Below are 18,124 nucleotides of genomic sequence, written 5' to 3'. Positions count from 1 at the left end.
CTGGGCGCCGTCGTTGCGGGTCCACTGGGTGATGCGGGCGCCGTCCGCGGTGGACAGGTTGTAGACGTCGAGGGCCTTGCCGCTGGTGCGGTTGACCAGGACGTACCAGGCCGTGGTGTCGACGGTGGCTGCTGCGGCCGGGGAGGCCGGTATCAGCACCGCTCCCACGAGGGCCAGCACCAGGCCGGCGACTGCCAGCATGGATGCGGCGATGGACTTCCTCATCCTTCGCTCCTTCGGATCGTGTCGGGTCCCGCGAGCGGGGCCGGTGTCCGTCCAGCCGGCGCCGTGTCGTCGTCGACAGGGACCGAGGGGGAGCGGGCGAATGTTAGCGCTAACATCCACTGAGCGGCCGAGCCCGGAGTTGAGGGGTGGTTCGCCCGAAAAGTAACGGGGATTACACCGGTGTACAACGGGCGCGGGGCATGCCAAACGTTTCAGGTCCGGAACTTGGTGCGACCGCGCAGGACGGGACCGGCGGGCCTCGCGCACGCCGCTGCGGCGCCACCGTCCGTCACGATCAGCGGTCGGGTTCGGGCCGTCGTCATGCCGTCCGGCGCGTCGACGGGGTCCCGCACGACCCGGCGCGCGCGTCGCGGCGGACACCCGCCGACGTGCATCTCAGGGTGCGGGAGACGGGATTTGAACCCGCACGCCCTTTCGAGCACCAGGACCTAAACCTGGCGTGGCTGCCGTTTCACCACTCCCGCGCAGCGGAAGTTTCCCACAGGGTCAGGCGACCTTGAGGTCCCGACGCAGCTTCGCGACGTGCCCGGTGGCCTTGACGTTGTACTGCGCGAGCTCCACGCGGCCCTCGGCGTCGACGACGACCGTCGAGCGGATGACGCCGGTCACCTTCTTGCCGTAGTTCATCTTCTCGCCCCAGGCGCCCCACGCCTCGAGCACCGCGTGGTCGGGGTCGGAGCCCAGCGGGAACGTCAGGTGCTCCTGCTCGACGAACGCGGCGAGCTTGTCGACGGTGTCCGGGGAGACGCCGACCACGGCGTACCCGGCGCCCTGCAGCGACGCCAGCGAGTCCCGGAAGTCGCAGGCCTGCGTGGTGCAGCCGGGCGTCATCGCCGCCGGGTAGAAGTACACGATGACCCGGCGTCCGCGCAGGTCGGACAGGGTCACGGTGCCTCCGTCGGCGGTCGGCAGCGTGAAGTCGGGGGCAGGGTCGCCGACGGCGAGACGGGGCACGGGATCTCCTGGGACGAGGTGTTCGGGGTGCGGTCAGCCTATGTCGCGCGGGTACCGTCGGACGCGTGAGCGACCTCCCGATCCGCATGCTGAACGACCGCCTCCTCGTCTCCCTCGACGGCGATGCGGGGGAGCGGCGCTCGTCCGCGGGCATCGTCATCCCGGCCACGGCCGTCGTCGGCAAGCGGCTCACCTGGGGCGCCGTCGTCGCCGCCGGCCAGCACGTGCGGCAGGTCGAGGTGGGCGACCGCGTGCTGTTCGACCCGGAGGACCGCGCGGAGGTCGAGCTGGCCGGGGCCACCTACGTCCTGCTGCGCGAGAAAGACGTGCACGCCGTCGCCGAGCCGCGCGGGACGGGCGAGGGAACCGGTCTGTACCTCTGATCGTTCATCCCGCGACGACGCACCTCGACGGTGTCGGCGTAGCGCCTTGCACCGCGTGAGCCGCGGTGGTGGCATGGAGCAGCTGGGGACACCGTCCCCCGAGGAGACCGATCGCCATGACCGAGCACGACGCCACCCCCGTGGCCCCCGAAGACACGCAGCCCGTCCGGGACCTGCTCGCGGAGCACGTCCCGCTGGCCCTCATCGTCGACCTGGCGACCCCCGAGGCGACGTCGTCCGAGATCCTCGAGGCCGAGGGGCTGCCCGACGACGCGTGGTGGGAGCAGGAGCCCAAGCCGTCCGACGGTGGCGGTGCGTGACGGTCGTCACGACGCCTGGTCTCGATTGGCAGATCGGGCATCCGGCCTGCTAGCGTTCTCAACCGCGCGCCATTAGCTCAATTGGCAGAGCAGCTGACTCTTAATCAGCGGGTTCGGGGTTCGAGTCCCTGATGGCGCACCACCCGGAGGGCCTCCCACCAGCGGATACGCTGGCAGGAGGCCCTTCGTCGTTCCTGCGGTGCTGCGGTGGGCCGAGGAGCGGGACACGATGGGCCGTGGTTCTCGGCCGCCTGCCGGGGACGTGGTGGGCGGACGGATGGAGCCGGTGATGGCGCAGCAGGATCGTGAGTTCGACGTCGTGGTGATCGGCGGCGGTGCCGTGGGCGAGAACGTCGCCGACCGGGCAGGACGGACAGGACTGAGCGTCGCGCTGGTCGAGGACGCGCTGGTCGGCGGTGAGTGCTCCTACTGGGCGTGCATGCCGTCCAAGGCCCTGCTGCGGCCGGGCGCGGCACTTTCGGCCGCCCGGGGCGTCCCGGGCGCGTCGGCAGCCGTCACCGGCGACGTGGACGTGGCCGCCGCGTTCGCGCGCCGCGACTCCGTGACCCATCAGTGGGACGACAGCTCGCAGGTCGACTGGGTGGAGAGCACGGGCATCACCCTGCTGCGGGGGCACGCCCGGTTCACGGGGGAGCGGTCGCTCACGGTCGACGGGGCCGACGGGCCGGTGCAGGTCACCGCCCGGCACGCGGTCGTCGTCGCGACGGGCTCCGCCGCGGTGGTCCCGCCCGTCGACGGGCTGGCCGAGCTCCCCCCCTGGACGAGCCGCGAGGCGACCTCGGCGCAGCACGTCCCGGCGCGGCTCGCCGTCCTCGGGGGCGGCGTGGTCGGGGTCGAGATGGCGACCGCGTTCGCCGACTTCGGCAGCGCGGTCACGCTCGTCGTCCGCGGGGACCGGCTCCTGACGAACGCGGAGCCGTTCGCCGGCGAGGCGGTCGCCTCGGCGCTGACCGACCTGGGAGTGACCGTGCTGTTCGGCACGGAGGTGCAGTCCGTGCGCCGCGAACAGGACGGCGTCCACCTGTCGGCCGGCGCAGGCGCCGACCTCGTGGTCGACGAGGTGCTCGTCGCGACCGGTCGTCGACCGCGCACCTCGGACCTGGGCCTGGAGGTCCTCGGGCTCGAGCCTGGCAAGCCCCTGACCGTCGACGACACGCTCCAGGTCACGGGCGCCGACGGAGGCTGGCTGTTCGCGGTCGGCGACGTGTCCGGCCGGACCGGCACCACGCACCAGGGCAAGTACGACGCGCGCGTCGTCGGCGACGTCGTCGCGGCGCGGTTCGACCCGCGGTCCTCGGCGGCGGACTCGCCGGAGGGTGCGACCGCGGGCGATCGCTCGCTCAGCGCCGACGACGAGCGCGCGGCGGCGCCGTGGAGCCGGTACCGGGCCACGGCGGACGTCGCCGCGGTGCCCCAGGTGGTGTTCTCCCGGCCCGAGGTGGCCTGGGTCGGGCTCAGCGAGGAGGCCGCCCGGAAGAAGGGTCTCGACGTGCGCGTGGTGGGCTACGACCTGGCGAACGTCGCCGGCGCGTCGGTCTTCGCCGCGGACTACGCCGGCCGCGCGCAGATCGTGATCGACGACGCGCGCGGCGTCATCGTGGGGGCCACGTTCGTCGGGCCCGAGGTGGCCGAGATGCTGCACGCCGCCACCGTCGCGGTCGTCGGCGAGGTGCCGCTGGATCGCCTCTGGCACGCCGTGCCGTCCTACCCGACCGTCAGCGAGGTGTGGCTCCGGCTGCTGGAGACCGCGGGCCTCTGAGCGTGACGAAGGGGCGGACCCGTCCGGGTCCGCCCCTTCGTCGTCCGTGTCAGCTGTCGGCCGCGAGCGACCCGTCGCTCGACAGGACCAGGCCGATGGCCGCCTCACCCTGACGCACGGCCTGGCCGATCAGGCCGAAGTCGTACGACTGGAAGTCGGCGAACTCGATGCCGTACGTCTCCTCGAGCCCGAGCTGGCAGAACGGGCGGTCGGGGCACTCGGCCGGACCGGCCAGCACCAGCCCGCCGCACGCGGCGGCGAGGTCGCTGAGCGTGGTCAGGTCGTGCTCCGTCGCGAACTCGCTGGTGACCGCGAAGGCGTTCTGGTCCTGCGCGGCCGAAGCGGCTCCGACGGCCAGGCCGGCGGCGTCGGCGAGCGGGGTCAGTGCGGCCACGGTCTCGTCGACGTCGGCCGACGCGACCGACTCGGCCTCCGCGCCGTTCTGCTGCGCGTTGAGGAAGTCGGCGAGCGTCGCGGCGTACTCCGGGACCGCGGTGAGCGTGCCGTCCGCGAGGGGGGGCAGGTACGTCTCCCGGTTGCCGATGGTGCGCACCTCGACGGTGAAGCCGCCGGTCCGCAGCACGGCCGCGTAGATCTCGGCGAGCGTGGCGCTCTCGGAGAAGTTCGCGGCGCCGATGACGAGGGGAGCACCCGCGCCGACCGCACCGTCCTCGGCCGCGAGGCCCTCGGTGGAGACGAACTCCTCCGCCACCTCGCTCGACGTGCGGCGGTCGATGTCGACGGCCTTGTTCAGCTCGATGAGCTTCTCGGTGTCGAGCGCGGCGGACACGGAGTCCAGCAGCTCGATCACCGCGGGGTTCGATGCCGCGGCAGCCTTGTTCACGGCCGGGATGATGTTGTCCGCGTTCTGCAGGCCCTTGTCGTCCTCCAGGACGACGAGCTTCTCGCCCGCGATCGGGTCGCAGGTGGCCAGCCCGGACGTGCCGGACGACGTCGGGTCGGCCTCGCCTCCGCCCGAGCCCGGGCTGCCACAGGCGCCGAGCGCCAGGGCGGCGATGGCGACCAGGGTCAGGGTGGTGGAGCGTCTCGCTCGCATCGTGCTCTCCTCGTGGAGTGGGCTTGGGGTGTTCCCGGGGTGACGGCGGAGCTGCCGTCGTTGGACGTCAGGCCGAAGAACCCGACCCATTCGATCCGGTTGTCGCAGGCTCGGCAAGCGCTGGGGACGTGATCTTGGACCGGCGTGTCCGTCGCGACGGCGTGTCGGAGGTGTCCCGTGCGAGGGCTCGCAGCCCCCGCGGCGTCAGGACGTGCTGGGCGATCGCGAGCAGACCCTCCGAGACCAGGCACAGCCCGGCGACCAGGATGCCGCCGGCCAGCACCTGCCCGTAGTCCTGCGTGCCGAAGCCGGTGACGACGATGGTGCCCAGGCTGCGGCCCCCGACGAGTGCGGCGAGGGGGACGGTGGCGAGGACCTGCACGGACGCCGTCCGGATGCCGGCGGCGATCAGCGGGACCGCGAGCGGGACCTCGACCGCCCACAGGCTGCGCGTGCCCGACATCCCCACGCCGCGCGCCGCGTCGCGCACGTCCGCGTCGACCTCGCCGAGGCCCGTCACCGTGTTGGTGAGCAGGGGCGGGACCGCGAAGACGGCGCACGCGAGCACGGTCGCGGTGTTGCCGAAGAGGCCGCTCGCGGCGAGGAGGGTGAGCAGCGCGAGCGTCGGCAGGGCGCGGGTCGTGTTGGCGACGACGACGCCGGCGGTCGCTCCGCGGCGGCGGTGACCGAGCCAGAGGCCGGTCGGCAGCGCCACGACGGCGGCGAGCAGGACGGCCAGGACCGAGACCACGATGTGGTCGCGCGTCAGGGCGATGACACCGTTGCGACCGGTCCAGTTCAGCGGGTCGTTCAGCCAGAGGAACGCCTCGTTCAGGATCTCCATGTCACACCGGCCTCTCGGCACGCGCCCACGGGGTGAGCCGGCGGCCGACGCCCGCCAGGACGAGGTCGCAGACCAGCGCCAGCACGAGGCACAGCACCGTCGCCGTCATGATCTCGGCGTGGTAGTTGCTGCGGAAGCCACGGAACATCAGCTGGCCCAGCCCGCCGTACCCGACCACGACGCCGACGGTGACCAGCGCGACGGTGGTGACCGTGGCGAGCCGGAGCCCGGCGACGATGCTGGGCAGCGCCTGCGGCAGCTCGACCGAGAAGAGCAGGCGCGCCCGGCCGTAGCCCATGCCGCGCGCCGCGTCGCGCACCGCGGGGTCCACCCCTTGCAGGCCGACCAGCACGTTCCGGGTCAGGACGAGCAGCGCGTAGGAGACCAGGCCGATGAGGACGGTGGTGCGGCCGATGCCCGTGTACGGCGCGAGGATCGCGAACAGGGCGAGGGACGGCACCGTGTAGAGGACACCCGCGACGCCGAGCACCGGACCGGCCAGCCGCGGCCGCAGGTGGGCCAGCGCCCCGAGCGGCAGGGCCAGCACGAAGGCGATGACGACCGCCTGGAACGTCAGCGACGCGTGCTGCTCGAGCGCGCGGGCGATGTCCTGCGAGTTGCGCTCCACGTACTCCCACGAGAACCACGGGTTGGGTGGAGCCTGGGCCAGACGCATGGCGCGAACGTACCCGCGGCGTCCGACATGCGCAGGATCTGCGGCTGTCGGAGGCAGCGACTAGCGTCCGACGGGTGGCAGACGACCCGGCGATCGCCTTCGAGCACGTCAGCAAGTCCTACGCGTCCGGTCGCGGTGACGCCCGCGGCAGCGGCGCCGCGGTCGACGACCTCTCCCTCGCGGTGCAGCCGCACGAGGTGCTCGTGCTCGTCGGACCCTCCGGGTGCGGCAAGTCGACCACCCTGCGGATGGCGAACCGCCTGGTGGAGCCGACGTCCGGCCGCATCATGCTGGAGGGCGAGGACGTCACGACGGTCGACCCCGTGGGTCTGCGCCGTCGGATGGGCTACGTGATCCAGAACGTCGGGCTCTTCCCGCACCGCACGGTCGCCCAGAACGTGGCCACCGTCCCGGGCCTGGTCGGCTGGGACCGCAAGCGGACGGCCACCCGCGTCGACGAGCTGCTCGACCTCGTCGGGCTGCCTCCGGAGAAGTACGCGCGGCGGTTCCCGCACGAGTTGTCCGGCGGTGAGCGCCAGCGCGTCGGGGTCGCCCGGGCGCTGGCCACCGACCCTCCGGTGCTGCTCATGGACGAGCCGTTCGGCGCGGTGGACCCCGTGGGCCGGCGTCGCCTGCAGACGGAGTTCGCGCGGATCCAGCGCGCCTTGGGCATCACGGTGATGCTCGTCACGCACGACATCGACGAGGCCGTGCGGATGGCGGACCGTGTGGCGGTGCTGAGCACGGGGGCCCACATCGAGCAGCTCGCGTCCCCGCTCGACATCGTCGCCCGGCCTGCCACCCCCGCGGTGGCGGACCTGGTCGGCCGCGGTCGGACGGCGCGGCTGCTGGCGCTGGGCAGGCTCGAACGCGCTGACCTGGACCCGGGCGTCCAGGACGGGACCGGCGGCACCCCGCTGACCGTCGGCGCCGAGCTGGGAGACGTGCTCTCCGCGCTCGTCGGTGCGGACGGCCCGCTGCCGGTGCACGACGAGCAGGGCCGGGTGGTCGGCAGCGCGACGCCGGCCACGGTCGTCCGTGCGCTCGACCGTCTCACCGAGCGGGACCAGCAGGGCCCAGAGACGCACGCCACAGCGGACGTCGACGCCCCCGTCGGTACGCTGCGGACGTGACCACGACGACGGCCCGACTCGCGCTCGCCACCTGTGCCGAGCTGCCCGAGCTCGACCCCGACGACCACGCCCTGCGTGACGCGCTGCTCGAGCGCGGCATCGCGACGGACGTCGTCGTCTGGGACGACCCGACCATCGACTGGGGCACGTACCCCCACGTCATCATCCGGTCCACGTGGGACTACACGGTCCGGCCCGCGCAGTTCGCGGACTGGACGCGCCGCGTCGAGCGGACCAGCACGCTGCTGAACCCCGCCTCGGTGGTGGGCTGGAACATCGACAAGACGTACCTACGGGACCTGGAGAAGGCCGGTCTGCCGATCGTCCCGACGATCTGGCTGGACCCGGAGCGCAACCACGACTCGCGCGCCATCCACACCCGCTTCCCCGCGTTCGGCGACTTCGTCATCAAGCCGACGGTCAGCGCCGGCGCCCGGGACACCGGCCGGTACGACGCCGGCGTCACGCAGCAGCGCTCGCTCGCCATCACGCACGCGAAGAACCTGCTCAGCGTGGGTCGGCGCGTCATGATCCAGCGCTACCTGCGCAACGTCGACACCACCGGGGAGACGGCCCTGGTGTTCGTCGACGGCCAGTTCAGCCACTCGGTCCGCAAGGGTGCGCTGCTCGCGGGGCCGTACCGCGGCGAGGCGGACTCCGAGCTGTACCGGCAGGAGTCGATGACGGCGCGGGAGGCCAGCGACGCCGAGCGGGAGCTGGGCGAGCGGGTCGTCGCCGCGCTCCCCGAGCTCGCGCCGGGCACCGACGGGCCCCTGCTCTACGCCCGCGTCGACCTCATCCCCGACGACGAGGGCAACCCCGTCATCCTCGAGGTCGAGCTGACGGAGCCGTCGCTGTTCTTCGCGCACGCCGAGGGGTCGGCCGCGCGGTTCGCCGACGCGATCGTCGCTCGGCTCTGACCCCGGCAGGGGAGTGGTCCAGGCCACGCCCCGCCGGTACAGGAAGTGGTCCCGGCCTCGGGTACACTTCTGGACGGCCCGACGTCCGCGTCGGGTGATCGTGGTGGCTATAGCTCAGGTGGTAGAGCACCTGGTTGTGGTCCAGGGGGTCGCGGGTTCAAGTCCCGTTAGCCACCCCATCGCGTCGGGCGTCGACCAGTCGGTCGGCGCCCGTCGTCGTTCCCGGACGTGCCTCGCCCCGTCGAGGTCTCGCACCGCGAGGGCAGGGCCCGGGAGCTCCGCCGAGCCGGTGGCTCAGCCCTCGGACCGCACGGTGCCCTTCACCGACGTCGCGACGACCTCCGCGGCGATCTTCTTCGCCGCCGCCGAGTCGGGGCCCGGCTGGGCCGGCAGGAGCGCCGCGCGGTAGTAGCGCAGCTCGTCGATGCTCTCCAGGATGTCGGCGAGCGCGCGGTGGCCCCCGTTCTTGCGGGGGGACGCGAAGTACACGCGGGGGTACCAGCGCCGGGCGAGCTCCTTGATCGACGACACGTCGATGACCCGGTAGTGCAGGTACGCCACGAGGTCGGGCATGTCGCGGTCGAGGAACGCCTTGTCGGTGCCCACCGAGTTGCCCGCCAGGGGTGCCTTGCCGGCGTCCGGGACCCAGGTGCGGATGTAGTCGAGGACCGTCGCCTGGGCGTCCTCGATCGTGGTGCCGTTCGGCAGCTGGTCCAGCAGTCCCGATGTGGTGTGCATCGTGCGGACGAAGTCGTTCATCTGCTCGAGCGCCTCGGCGGGCGGCGAGATGACGACGTCGACGCCCTCGCCGAGCACGCGCAGCTCGGAGTCGGTCACCACGACCGCCACCTCGACCAGGGCGTCGGCGCCCAGGTCCAGGCCGGTCATCTCGCAGTCGATCCAGACGATGCGGTCGGCGCTCTCCTGGCCGGTCGAGGCGGGCGGGGGCGTCGGCGTGCTGGTCACGAACGTCAGCCTAGGGGCCACCACGGCTCTGCGCGGTCGTGAGGTCGTCGTGTCCCGGTTAGCGTCGGTGCATGTCGGACGAGCCCGCCCTGGCCCCACCGAGCACCAACGCGTTCGCCGCGCTGCGCGCACGTCCCGTGCTGTGGGCCGTCCTGCCGGGCCTCGTGCTCGTGGCGGCAGGGCTCGGCGTGTTCTTCTCGGTGCTCGACGGGGTGCAGGAGAAGGACGACCTGTGGGACCTGGACGAGCCGGTCCTCGACTGGCTGGTCGACCGTCGCACGTCGGCGTGGACGTCGGTGCTCGCGGCCATCACGTTCGTGACCGGACCCACGGTCCTGCCGATCATCGTCGGCGTCGCGTGCCTGGTCTTGGGACTCCTGCGGCACGAGTGGTGGCGGCCGCTGCTCCTCGCGGGGGCGATGATCGGCTCCACCCTGCTCAGCCTGGCCGTCAAGGGGCTGGTGGGCCGGGCGCGGCCGCCGGAGGACACGATGTTCGTGCCGGGTGCGGAGACGACGGCGTCCTTCCCGTCAGGGCACACCATCGGGACGGCGACGTTCCTGCTGGTCGCCGGCTACCTGGTCTGCAGCAGGAACCCGTCGGTGCTGCGGATTGTCGCCTGGGGGATCGCGACCGTCGTCGGCACCGCCCTGGTCGCGCTGAGCAGGCTGTACCTGGGCTACCACTTCCTCACTGACGTGGTGGCGGCCGTCGCGCTCGCCGTCGCGGTGCTCGGCGTGGTCAGCGTGGTGGACCGGCTGCACACCGGTCCGCCGTCGGCCTCAGCGGTGTGAGTCCGGGCCCGGGACCGTCGACGCCAACCACGCGGCCACCGGGACGACCACGGCGACCGCCCCTGCGATCCACATGCTCGCGGTCCACGACGTGCCCGCCCACAGCAGGACGCCGAGCGTGCATGCGCCGGCCACGAGCCCGATCCCGATCCGCTCGAGCCATCGCAGGAGGAACCGCCCGAGCCGCGACCGGGCCGGCATCTGCGCGGCCGGGTCGGGGGTGTTGTGCCGACCCATCAGCGCCGTCCGCAGGTCCGAGGACGAGGGCGGGGGTGGCTCGGCATGGCGACATGGTGGCACGCATGACGGTGGGCGCGGACCGGTTCCTCGGGGAGGATCGGTCCGCGCCCACCGGGGTGTGGATCATCGGGCGACGAGGACGCCGACGGGGCTCGTCGGGCGCGCCTGGACGCGCTGCGGATCCGGCGGTCGACCGACGTTCACGGTCGGCCGTCTGGCGTGGTGCGCGGCCTCGCGGACGCGTGCCTGGTGGGACTGGGCGAGGCGCTCGGCGTTCGCCTGTCGGGTGAGCTCGTAGGTCTGGTTCGGGTACACGGGGTGCTCCTCGGGCATGACGGTGCCCGGGCCGGAGCCCGGACGATGTGGGTGGTGTGGGAGTACTCGACCACGGGCGGACGGCCGTGGTCACGTGATTTTCTTGCCGCTTTCGACCGGTTTGCCCTGGCGGGATCTCGACGGACGTCGCCCGTCTGCCGTCTGGTTCCGGGGGAACCAGGGGGGAGAGGCTGCACCGTGCCCGCACCCGCCCTCGCCGAACCGGCGACCAGCCACCACACCCAGCCGCGCATCGGGCTCGCGCTCGGCACCGCGCTCTACGTCGCCTCCGTGCTCGGCACGGGGATCCTCCTGCTGCCCACCCTCGCCGCTCGTGCGGCCGGACCCGCGTCCCTCGTGGCCGTCGCCGCCGTCCTGCTCTCCTCCGTCCCGCTCGCCGCCGCGTTCGCAGCGCTCGCCACCCGGCACCCGGACTCCGGCGGCGTCGCGACGTACGTGCGGCTCGCCCTGGGACCGACCGCGGCACGCATGACGGGCTACTGGTTCTTCTTCGGTGTCTGCGTCGGGTCGCCGGTCGTGGCGCTGCTGGGCGCCCAGTACGTCGTCGCGATGCTGGGAGGCGCGCAGTGGCACGTCTACCTCGTGGGCGCGGCGTTCTTCGTGCCGTCGCTGGTCAGCCACGCCGTCGGTCTGCGGCTCGCCGGACCCGTCCAGCTCGCGCTCACCGGCGCGCTCGTGGTGCTCGTGGTCGGCGTCGTCCTGGTGTCCCTGCCCGCCGCCGACGCGGCGAACCTGGTGCCCTTCGCGCCGCACGGCTGGGTCGGCGTCGGCGCCGCGGCCAGCCTGTACGTCTGGGCGTTCGCCGGCTGGGAGGCCGTGACGCACCTCGCGGGCGAGTTCCGGGACCCGCGCCGCACCATCCCGCGCGCCACGGCGATCGCGCTCGTCGTCGTCGGGGTCGCGTACCTGGCCCTGCAGTACGTGACGGTCACGGTGCTGGGCGACGACGCGGCCTCGTCGGACGTGCCGCTGATGGACCTGGTCGCCGTCGGGCTGCCCGGGACGGGCCGCGTCGCGGTGGCCGTCGTCGCGGGGATCGTCACGCTCGGCGTGCTCGGCACCTACGTCGGTGCCTTCGCCAAGCTCGGTGCGTCGCTCGGCCGCGACGGAGACCTGCCGCGCTGGATCGGCCGAGGCGCGCAGCCGGGCGGCGTGCCGCGTCGTGCGCTGCTCGTCGTCGCCGGTCTCGCGGCCGTGTACTTCTCGGTCGCCGTGGCCACCGGTGGGGACCTCGAGCCGTTCGTGCTCGTGCACACCAGCTGCATGGTCGCCATCTACGCCGTGGGCATGGCCGCCGCGGTGCGCCTGCTCGACCGGGGCAGCCCCGGCTGGTGGTCGGCCGTCGTCGCCTGCGTCCTCGCGCTCGGTCTCGCGGCGCTCGCGGGGTGGCACCTCGTGGTGCCGCTCGGTCTCGCCCTCGTGGCCGTGGGGGTCGGTGTGCTGCGACGGCCGCGGGTGTCGCTGTCCCGCTAGCGCCGGCTGCCGTTCTGGTGCCCCCGGCAGGACTCGAACCTGCAACCTACGGATTAGAAGGCCGTTGCTCTATCCATTGAGCTACGAGGGCTGGACGTGCGCCCACAGCCTACTGGCGGGGCGCTGCGAGACCCTGCTCGGCACGAACCGGGCACGGGCGCACCGCGTGGCGCGTTTTGCCAGGTCAGATGACACCGCGACAATGGTCCGGTGAGCGCACAGCCAGGCACCGCGCCAGTGCAGCCTGTGCCGACCTCGCAGCCGACCGTCCAGCCGACCGCGGCGCACGCCCGTCATGCGGCGTCCGACCCGCGCGACGTCCTCGCCCGACCGCTGGCGGCGACGTCCCTGCTCGACGCGGTGCGGGACCTGCACCGCGACGTGGAGCGCACCGGGTTCCCGCTGGAGATCGACGGGATCGAGTCGGCCAGGGCGTCGCGTGCACGGCTCGTCGACCAGCTCGGCGAGCACCTCGTGCCGCGCCTGACGGAGCTGTCGGCTCCGGCGGTCGTGGTCGTCTCGGGGTCGACGGGTGCGGGCAAGTCGACGCTCGTCAACTCGCTGGTGGGCTCCGAGGTGAGCACGGCCGGCGTGCTGCGGCCGACGACGCGCCGTCCGGTGCTGGTGCACAACCCCCTCGACGCGGAGCTCCTCTCGCACCACCCGGTCCTGGAGTCCGTGAGCGTGGTGGCCGACGAGCAGGTCCCGCGGGGGATCGCGCTGCTGGATGCGCCGGACCTCGACTCGGTGCTGGAGTCGAACCGGGAGTCGGCCCACCGGCTGCTCGAGGCGGCCGACCTGTGGCTCTTCGTCACGACGGCCGCCCGGTACGGGGACGCCCTGCCGTGGAAGGTCCTGCAGGGTGCCGTCGACCGCGGCGCGTCCATCGCGATGGTCCTCAACCGCGTGCCGTCGGCGTCGCTGCCCACGGTGCGCGGTGACCTCCTCGACCGGCTCCGCGGCCACGGGCTGCAGGGATCGCCGCTGTTCGTCGTGCCGGACCTGGGTCCGCACGAGGGTCTGCTTCCCGCCGCGGTGGTCGCGCCGATCCGGCGCTGGCTCGCGATGCTGGCCGGGCCCGACCGCGCGCGCACCGTGATCGGCCGCACTCTGCGGGGCTCGCTCGCCGCGCTGCGGCCCTGGGTGGACGAGCTGGCCGAGGCCGTGCAGGCGCAGGCCGATGCCGCCGGGGCGATCGCCGCGGTGCTCGACGCGGCCATCGAGGCGCCGACCGCGCAGGCGTCGGCGTCGATCCGCGGCGGGGCGGTCGCGGACGGTGCGGTGCGAGCGCGGTGGTCGGAGCTGGCGGTCGACAGCGGACCGCTGGGCCGCGTGGTGCGTCCGTCCGGCCGCATCCGCGGCTCCGCTCGCGAGGGGCGCGCACGCGTCGCGGCCATCGCGCCGCTGGTGGAGGACCTGACCCGATCGGCCGCCGCGACCCTGACGGCGGCGGGCGCCCACACCGAGGCGGTCCTGCGGGCCGCGCTCACCGGTCCCGACGCGCCCGAGGGCGGCGCGTCCGTCGACGCGGCGTGGGAGTCGGCGACGCTACGCACCGGTCGGCGGAGCGCCGCCGACCAGGCTGCTCGTGCGTGGACCGCCCAGGGACTGCGGGCGGTGCGTGCTGCGCTGACGGTCGGACCGGCCGAGACATCGCCCGACGGGATCCCGCGCTCGCGCCGGGACGTCGCGCGGGAGGTCCGGCGCCGGTCCAAGGCCGTCAACGCCCTGGGGGACGAGGGGCTGGCGGCCGTCGCGCTCGCCGCGGCGTCCGGGGTGCGCGAGGCGCGCGACCTCCTGGTCGACCTGATCGACAGCGCCGGCGAGCGTGCCGTCGACGAGCTGCGCGACGACCTCGTCGCCCGGGTGGCAGGCCAGGTGGCGGTCGAGCGGGCCGCGGTCGGCGAGGTGCTGTCCGACCCGGACCTCGCCGAGGACGCCTCCTCGCGGCTGCGTCTGCGGCTCGCCGTGCTGAAGGGACTCACGTGACAGCGACGCTCGGATCGACCCTGCACGGCGACGACACCGCCGCGCTCACGGCCCGCGTCGACGCGCTCGGGCGCGCGCTGGCGATCGGCGGTGCGCGCCTGGCGCCGGCCGTCGTGACGAAGGTCGTCGCGACCGTCGAGAGCGTGCGGGAACGGCTCGACCTCGGCGTGGACCACACGGTCGTCGCGCTCGTGGGCGGCACCGGGTCGGGCAAGTCGAGCCTCTTCAACGCGATCTGCCGGCTCGACTTCGCCGACGTGGGCGTCCGTCGGCCGACCACGTCGGAGATCACGGCGTGCGTGTGGGGCGACGACGGGGGACCGCTCCTGGACTGGCTCGGCGTCGTGCCGGACCGCCGGATCCAGCGCGAGAGCCTGCTCGACGGGGAGAGCGAGGTCGCGCTGCGGGGGCTGGTCCTGCTCGACCTGCCCGACCACGACTCGATCGCCCCGGAGCACCGCGAGGTCGTCGACCGGCTGCTCCCGCAGGCCGACCTGCTCGCGTGGGTGGTCGACCCGCAGAAGTACGCCGACGACGCCCTGCACAGCGGCTACCTGCGGCGGCTCGTCGGGCACGAGGCGTCCATGGTCGTCGTGCTCAACCAGGTGGACACCGTCCCGCCGGACGTGCGGCCCGACCTGCTGGCGGACGTGGAGAACCTCCTGGTCGACGACGGGCTGACCGGGGTCCCGGTCCGCGAGGCGTCCGCGCGCACGGGCGAGGGTCTGGTCGCGCTGCGCGAGCTCCTGGCCACCTACGTCGAGTCGCGGTCGCTGGCGGCCCGGCGCGCGAGCGCCGAGCTGAACGACGCGGCGGCGCTGCTCGCGGCCGAGGTCGCCGCGCGCGAGCCTGCCCCCTCCGCGCTGTCCGTGTCCGATGTCGTCGACCGGCTCGCGGCGGCGATCGGCCTGCCGGCGGTGGCCGCGGGGGTCGGTGCGGCCGTGCGGACCGGGTCCTCGTCGACGCCCGGGTTCGGGGCGGTCCAGCAGGACGCCGTCGAGCTGGCGCGGGCCACGTGGCTCGAGGCCGTGACCACGGGGCTGCCACGCCGGTGGGGCAAGGACGTCGCGTCGCGCGTGGCGTCGACCACCGAGATGCGCCTCGCCGTGACCGACGCCCTGACGCAGCTGACGCTCACCGCGCGGCGGTCCGGCCTCGCGCTGGGGCTGACGGTCGCGGCCGTGGCGCTGGCCGGTGCCGCGCTGCTCGTGGGGTCGGTCGCGGTGGGCTCGCTGGTCGGGCCGGGGGAGGCGAACGTGTGGGCACCCGTGGGGGCGGTCGTGCTGCTGGTCGCGTCGGTGCTGGCCTTCGTCGGGGCCGCCGCGGCCCGGCGGTCGGCGGGGCGGCGGCGGACCGCCCGGGTGCTGCAGGACGGCCGCTCGGCGCTGGAGAACGTGGCGCGCGCGCGGCTCGCGGTGCCCACCGAGGCGGTCCTGGCCGAGCACCGCGCGGTGCGCGAGCTCGTCGCGTCCGCCCGGGCCTGAGCCGCCCACAGCCCGGCTGCACCGAGCGCCGTCCACGGGTTCGCCCCGGTCGACGACGCCGGGCGCGGCCCACGTCGACCCTGGTCGCACGAGCCCCGCACCCGCCGGGGCACCGCACCGGAGGTACCCCATGAGCATGCAGTCCCTGGACCTGACCGTCGTCGGCTGGATCGGCACCGACGTGCGGATCCATCACGAGTCGGACGGCGGCGTCCCGTTCACCACGTTCCGGCTGGGCAGCACCCGCCGCTGGTTCGACAAGCAGGCCGGCGTGTGGCGTGACGCGCAGACCGAGTGGTTCAACGTGAAGGTGTGGCGCACCACCGCGATCAACGCCGCGCGGTCGCTGCGCAAGGGCGACCCGGTCATCGTGCAGGGCCTGCTGTCCACCGAGGAGTGGGTCGGCGCCGACGGTCCTCGCACCTCGCTCGTGCTCGACGCCAGCGCCATCGGCCCCAACCTCGCGTTCGGCAGCAGCCACTTCGCACGGAACGTCAGCCCGGTGACGGTCGCCGCGGCCGAGGACGGGTCGGTCGAGGAGGCCCCCACCGACGTCTCCTCGTTCGAGGAGCTCCCGGATGACGAGCGTGCCGGTCTGCCGCCCGAGGTGGAGGAGGACCAGGAGCTCGCGCTGGCCGGGGCCAGGTGATCGCCTAGGCTGGGGCACCGGCAGCCCGACGACGTGGCCGGTCGGACCGCGCGCACAGCGCAGCGCGGTCGACCAGCCTCGCGGGCCGGCCGGTCAGCGGTGCCCCGAGAACGCGCCACGAGAACCCAGCGCGCGGGGCGACCCCCATCGAGCACCGAGGCGGACGAAGAGCCAGTGGCTGAGTTCATCTACTCCATGTACAAGACGCGCAAGGCGCACGGTGACAAGGTCATCCTCGACGACGTCACCCTGAACTTCCTGCCGGGCGCCAAGATCGGCGTCGTCGGGCCCAACGGCGCCGGGAAGTCGACGATCCTCAAGATCATGGCCGGCCTCGACCAGCCGTCGAACGGTGAGGCGCGCCTGAGCCCCGGGTACACCGTCGGCATCCTCCAGCAGGAGCCGCCGCTGAACGAGGACAAGACGGTGCTCGGCAACGTCGAGGAGGGCGTCGCCGAGATCAAGAGCAAGCTCGACCGCTACAACGAGATCTCCGTGCTGATGTCCGAGCCGGACGCCGACTTCGACGCCCTGCTGGCGGAGATGGGGGTGCTCCAGGAGGCCATCGACGCCGCCGACGCGTGGGACCTCGACGCACAGCTGGACCAGGCGATGGACGCGCTGCGCTGCCCGCCGCCGGACGCCGACGTCTCCGTGCTGTCCGGTGGTGAGCGTCGCCGGGTCGCGCTGTGCAAGCTCCTCCTGGAGAAGCCCGACCTGCTGCTCCTCGACGAGCCCACCAACCACCTCGACGCCGAGAGCGTGCTGTGGCTGGAGGCGCACCTGAAGGACTACCCCGGCGCCATCCTGGCCGTCACCCACGACCGGTACTTCCTCGACCACGTGGCCGAGTGGATCTGCGAGGTCGACCGCGGCCGCCTGTACCCGTACGAGGGCAACTACTCCACCTACCTGGAGAAGAAGCAGGAACGCCTCGCCATCCAGGGCAAGAAGGACCTCAAGCTCGCCAAGCGCCTCAAGGAGGAGCTGGAGTGGGTGCGGTCCAACGCCAAGGGCCGGCAGACCAAGTCGAAGTCGCGTCTCGCGCGCTACGAGGAGATGGCGGCGGAGGCCGACCGCACCAGGAAGCTGGACTTCGAGGAGATCCAGATCCCGCCGGGTCCGCGCCTGGGCTCGATCGTGCTGGAGGCGAAGGGCCTGGAGAAGGGCTTCGACGGGCGCGTGCTCATCGACGGCCTCAGCTTCACGCTCCCGCGCAACGGCATCGTGGGCGTCATCGGTCCCAACGGCGTCGGCAAGACCACGCTGTTCAAGACGATCGTGGGGCTCGAGCCGCTGGACGCGGGCGACCTCAAGGTCGGCGAGACGGTCTCCATCTCCTACGTCGACCAGTCGCGCGGCGGCATCGACCCCAAGAAGACGCTGTTCGAGGTCGTCTCGGACGGCCTGGACTTCCTCAAGGTCGGCAACGTCGAGATGCCGTCGCGGGCGTACGTCGCCGCGTTCGGCTTCAAGGGCCCGGATCAGCAGAAGCCGGCGGGCGTCCTGTCGGGTGGTGAGCGCAACCGCCTGAACCTCGCGCTCACGCTCAAGCAGGGCGGCAACCTGCTGCTGCTCGACGAGCCCACCAACGACCTGGACGTCGAGACGCTCGGGTCGCTGGAGAACGCGCTGCTCGAGTTCCCCGGCTGCGCCGTGGTGGTCTCCCACGACCGCTGGTTCCTCGACCGGGTGGCGACGCACATCCTGGCGTACGAGGGCACCGAGGAGAACCCGGGCAACTGGTACTGGTTCGAGGGCAACTTCGCCTCCTACGAGGAGAACAAGGTCGAGCGTCTCGGCCCCGACGCAGCCCGTCCGCACCGCGTGACGTACCGCAAGCTGCGCCGCGACTGAGGCACGCCGGAAGCCGCCCGTTC

19 protein-coding genes and 4 tRNA genes are annotated in these 18,124 nt (G+C 73.3%); 13 read left to right on the top strand and 10 right to left on the bottom strand.

Translation table 11 applies throughout. The annotated features are described in order from the left end of the window. The 3 genes from CXY01_RS07100 to bcp form a co-directional block, all read right to left on the bottom strand. Window positions 1–225 (bottom strand): RICIN domain-containing protein (locus CXY01_RS07100; RefSeq protein ID WP_146926457.1); only part of this gene is annotated, 225 nt, incomplete at its 3' end. Between the two features lie 402 nt (window positions 226–627). Then, window positions 628–710: transfer RNA gene (locus CXY01_RS07095), tRNA-Leu, on the bottom strand. Window positions 711–732: 22 nt separating this feature from the next. Further along, entirely contained in the window at window positions 733–1,200 is a 468-nt protein-coding gene (gene bcp / locus CXY01_RS07090) for a thioredoxin-dependent thiol peroxidase (protein WP_146926455.1), read from the bottom strand. An 86-nt stretch (window positions 1,201–1,286) separates the two neighbouring features. Between bcp and CXY01_RS07085 the strand changes: the two genes are divergently transcribed. From CXY01_RS07085 to CXY01_RS07070, 4 genes are all read left to right on the top strand, one after another. Then, window positions 1,287–1,583: a GroES family chaperonin gene (locus CXY01_RS07085; protein ID WP_146926518.1), complete on the top strand. Its 297-nt coding sequence runs from the start codon at window positions 1,287–1,289 to the stop codon at window positions 1,581–1,583. A gap of 116 nt (window positions 1,584–1,699) precedes the next feature. Continuing rightward, entirely contained in the window at window positions 1,700–1,903 is a 204-nt protein-coding gene (locus tag CXY01_RS07080; protein ID WP_146926453.1) for a hypothetical protein, read from the top strand. A gap of 66 nt (window positions 1,904–1,969) precedes the next feature. Next, window positions 1,970–2,045, top strand: a tRNA-Lys gene (locus tag CXY01_RS07075). A gap of 147 nt (window positions 2,046–2,192) precedes the next feature. Further along, complete coding sequence (locus tag CXY01_RS07070; RefSeq protein WP_146926451.1) at window positions 2,193–3,683, top strand: dihydrolipoyl dehydrogenase family protein; 1,491 nt, start codon at window positions 2,193–2,195, stop codon at window positions 3,681–3,683. Window positions 3,684–3,732: 49 nt separating this feature from the next. On the opposite strand, the gene CXY01_RS07065 is transcribed toward CXY01_RS07070, so the two are convergent. From CXY01_RS07065 to CXY01_RS07055, 3 genes are all read right to left on the bottom strand, one after another. Beyond that, window positions 3,733–4,740 (bottom strand): glycine betaine ABC transporter substrate-binding protein, encoded by a 1,008-nt coding sequence (locus CXY01_RS07065; protein ID WP_146926449.1) that lies wholly within the window; start codon window positions 4,738–4,740, stop codon window positions 3,733–3,735. Window positions 4,741–4,807: 67 nt separating this feature from the next. Then, complete coding sequence (locus tag CXY01_RS07060; protein WP_146926447.1) at window positions 4,808–5,584, bottom strand: ABC transporter permease; 777 nt, start codon at window positions 5,582–5,584, stop codon at window positions 4,808–4,810. 1 nt (window position 5,585) lies between these two features. Continuing rightward, complete coding sequence (locus CXY01_RS07055) at window positions 5,586–6,260, bottom strand: ABC transporter permease (protein ID WP_146926445.1); 675 nt, start codon at window positions 6,258–6,260, stop codon at window positions 5,586–5,588. 74 nt (window positions 6,261–6,334) lie between these two features. On the opposite strand from CXY01_RS07055, the gene CXY01_RS07050 reads away from it, so the two are divergent. The 3 genes from CXY01_RS07050 (at window position 6,335) to CXY01_RS07040 (ending at window position 8,492) form a co-directional block, all read left to right on the top strand. Further along, the gene (locus CXY01_RS07050) at window positions 6,335–7,393 is read left to right on the top strand and encodes an ABC transporter ATP-binding protein (RefSeq protein WP_146926443.1); all 1,059 of its coding nucleotides are present in this window, start codon (window positions 6,335–6,337) and stop codon (window positions 7,391–7,393) included. Next, entirely contained in the window at window positions 7,390–8,313 is a 924-nt protein-coding gene (locus CXY01_RS07045) for an ATP-grasp domain-containing protein (protein WP_146926441.1), read from the top strand. Before CXY01_RS07050 ends, CXY01_RS07045 begins: the two co-directional genes overlap by 4 nt. A gap of 103 nt (window positions 8,314–8,416) precedes the next feature. Continuing rightward, window positions 8,417–8,492 (top strand) — tRNA-His (locus tag CXY01_RS07040). Window positions 8,493–8,607: 115 nt separating this feature from the next. Here the strand turns inward: CXY01_RS07040 and orn are convergent. Continuing rightward, on the bottom strand, window positions 8,608–9,279 hold the full coding sequence (orn, locus tag CXY01_RS07035; protein ID WP_146926439.1) for an oligoribonuclease: 672 nt from the start codon (window positions 9,277–9,279) through the stop codon (window positions 8,608–8,610). A 71-nt stretch (window positions 9,280–9,350) separates the two neighbouring features. Between orn and CXY01_RS07030 the strand changes: the two genes are divergently transcribed. Then, entirely contained in the window at window positions 9,351–10,073 is a 723-nt protein-coding gene (locus tag CXY01_RS07030; protein ID WP_146926437.1) for a phosphatase PAP2 family protein, read from the top strand. Here CXY01_RS07030 and CXY01_RS07025 read toward each other — a convergent pair. Both CXY01_RS07025 and CXY01_RS07020 read right to left on the bottom strand, forming a co-directional pair. Further along, window positions 10,062–10,310 carry a hypothetical protein gene (locus CXY01_RS07025; RefSeq protein WP_146926435.1) on the bottom strand — a complete coding sequence of 83 codons (249 nt, stop codon included), beginning with the start codon at window positions 10,308–10,310 and terminating at the stop codon, window positions 10,062–10,064. The two genes, CXY01_RS07030 and CXY01_RS07025, sit on opposite strands and share 12 nt — an antisense overlap. A 126-nt stretch (window positions 10,311–10,436) precedes the next feature. Then, window positions 10,437–10,628: a hypothetical protein gene (locus CXY01_RS07020; RefSeq protein WP_146926434.1), complete on the bottom strand. Its 192-nt coding sequence runs from the start codon at window positions 10,626–10,628 to the stop codon at window positions 10,437–10,439. Window positions 10,629–10,826: 198 nt separating this feature from the next. Between CXY01_RS07020 and CXY01_RS07015 the strand changes: the two genes are divergently transcribed. Continuing rightward, complete coding sequence (locus CXY01_RS07015) at window positions 10,827–12,122, top strand: APC family permease (protein WP_246125119.1); 1,296 nt, start codon at window positions 10,827–10,829, stop codon at window positions 12,120–12,122. 15 nt (window positions 12,123–12,137) lie between these two features. On the opposite strand, the gene CXY01_RS07010 is transcribed toward CXY01_RS07015, so the two are convergent. Next, window positions 12,138–12,213: transfer RNA gene (locus CXY01_RS07010), tRNA-Arg, on the bottom strand. A 119-nt stretch (window positions 12,214–12,332) separates the two neighbouring features. On the opposite strand from CXY01_RS07010, the gene CXY01_RS07005 reads away from it, so the two are divergent. The 4 genes from CXY01_RS07005 (at window position 12,333) to ettA (ending at window position 18,101) form a co-directional block, all read left to right on the top strand. Next, a complete protein-coding gene (locus CXY01_RS07005; protein ID WP_146926432.1) occupies window positions 12,333–14,111 on the top strand; it encodes a GTPase in 1,779 nt (592 codons plus the stop codon). Next, the gene (locus CXY01_RS07000; protein ID WP_146926430.1) at window positions 14,108–15,595 is read left to right on the top strand and encodes a GTPase; all 1,488 of its coding nucleotides are present in this window, start codon (window positions 14,108–14,110) and stop codon (window positions 15,593–15,595) included. Before CXY01_RS07005 ends, CXY01_RS07000 begins: the two co-directional genes overlap by 4 nt. Before the next feature lie 130 nt (window positions 15,596–15,725). After that, window positions 15,726–16,244, top strand: a complete 519-nt coding sequence (locus tag CXY01_RS06995) for a single-stranded DNA-binding protein (RefSeq protein WP_146926428.1) — start codon at window positions 15,726–15,728, stop codon at window positions 16,242–16,244. A 174-nt stretch (window positions 16,245–16,418) separates the two neighbouring features. Continuing rightward, complete coding sequence (gene ettA, locus CXY01_RS06990) at window positions 16,419–18,101, top strand: energy-dependent translational throttle protein EttA (RefSeq protein WP_146926426.1); 1,683 nt, start codon at window positions 16,419–16,421, stop codon at window positions 18,099–18,101. Window positions 18,102–18,124: the final 23 nt, after the last annotated feature.

Origin of the sequence: Cellulomonas xylanilytica (assembly GCF_007989805.1) — a bacterium.
Taxonomy (GTDB): Bacteria; Actinomycetota; Actinomycetes; order Actinomycetales; family Cellulomonadaceae; genus Cellulomonas; species Cellulomonas xylanilytica.
Note: the sequence above shows the minus strand (reverse complement) of the source record. Positions and strands in the feature narration are given on the sequence as shown.

Bases quoted from the DNA above. Each gene is read 5' to 3' on its own strand.
- CXY01_RS07025 (WP_146926435.1), bottom strand. From the start codon at position 10,310: ATGGGTCGGCACAACACCCCCGACCCGGCCGCGCAGATGCCGGCCCGG.
- CXY01_RS07055 (WP_146926445.1), bottom strand. From the start codon at position 6,260: ATGCGTCTGGCCCAGGCTCCACCCAACCCGTGGTTCTCGTGGGAGTAC.
- CXY01_RS07065 (WP_146926449.1), bottom strand. From the start codon at position 4,740: ATGCGAGCGAGACGCTCCACCACCCTGACCCTGGTCGCCATCGCCGCC.
- CXY01_RS07070 (WP_146926451.1), top strand. From the start codon at position 2,193: ATGGCGCAGCAGGATCGTGAGTTCGACGTCGTGGTGATCGGCGGCGGT.
- CXY01_RS07060 (WP_146926447.1), bottom strand. From the start codon at position 5,584: ATGGAGATCCTGAACGAGGCGTTCCTCTGGCTGAACGACCCGCTGAAC.
- CXY01_RS07085 (WP_146926518.1), top strand. From the start codon at position 1,287: ATGCTGAACGACCGCCTCCTCGTCTCCCTCGACGGCGATGCGGGGGAG.
- CXY01_RS07030 (WP_146926437.1), top strand. From the start codon at position 9,351: ATGTCGGACGAGCCCGCCCTGGCCCCACCGAGCACCAACGCGTTCGCC.
- CXY01_RS07080 (WP_146926453.1), top strand. From the start codon at position 1,700: ATGACCGAGCACGACGCCACCCCCGTGGCCCCCGAAGACACGCAGCCC.
- CXY01_RS06995 (WP_146926428.1), top strand. From the start codon at position 15,726: ATGAGCATGCAGTCCCTGGACCTGACCGTCGTCGGCTGGATCGGCACC.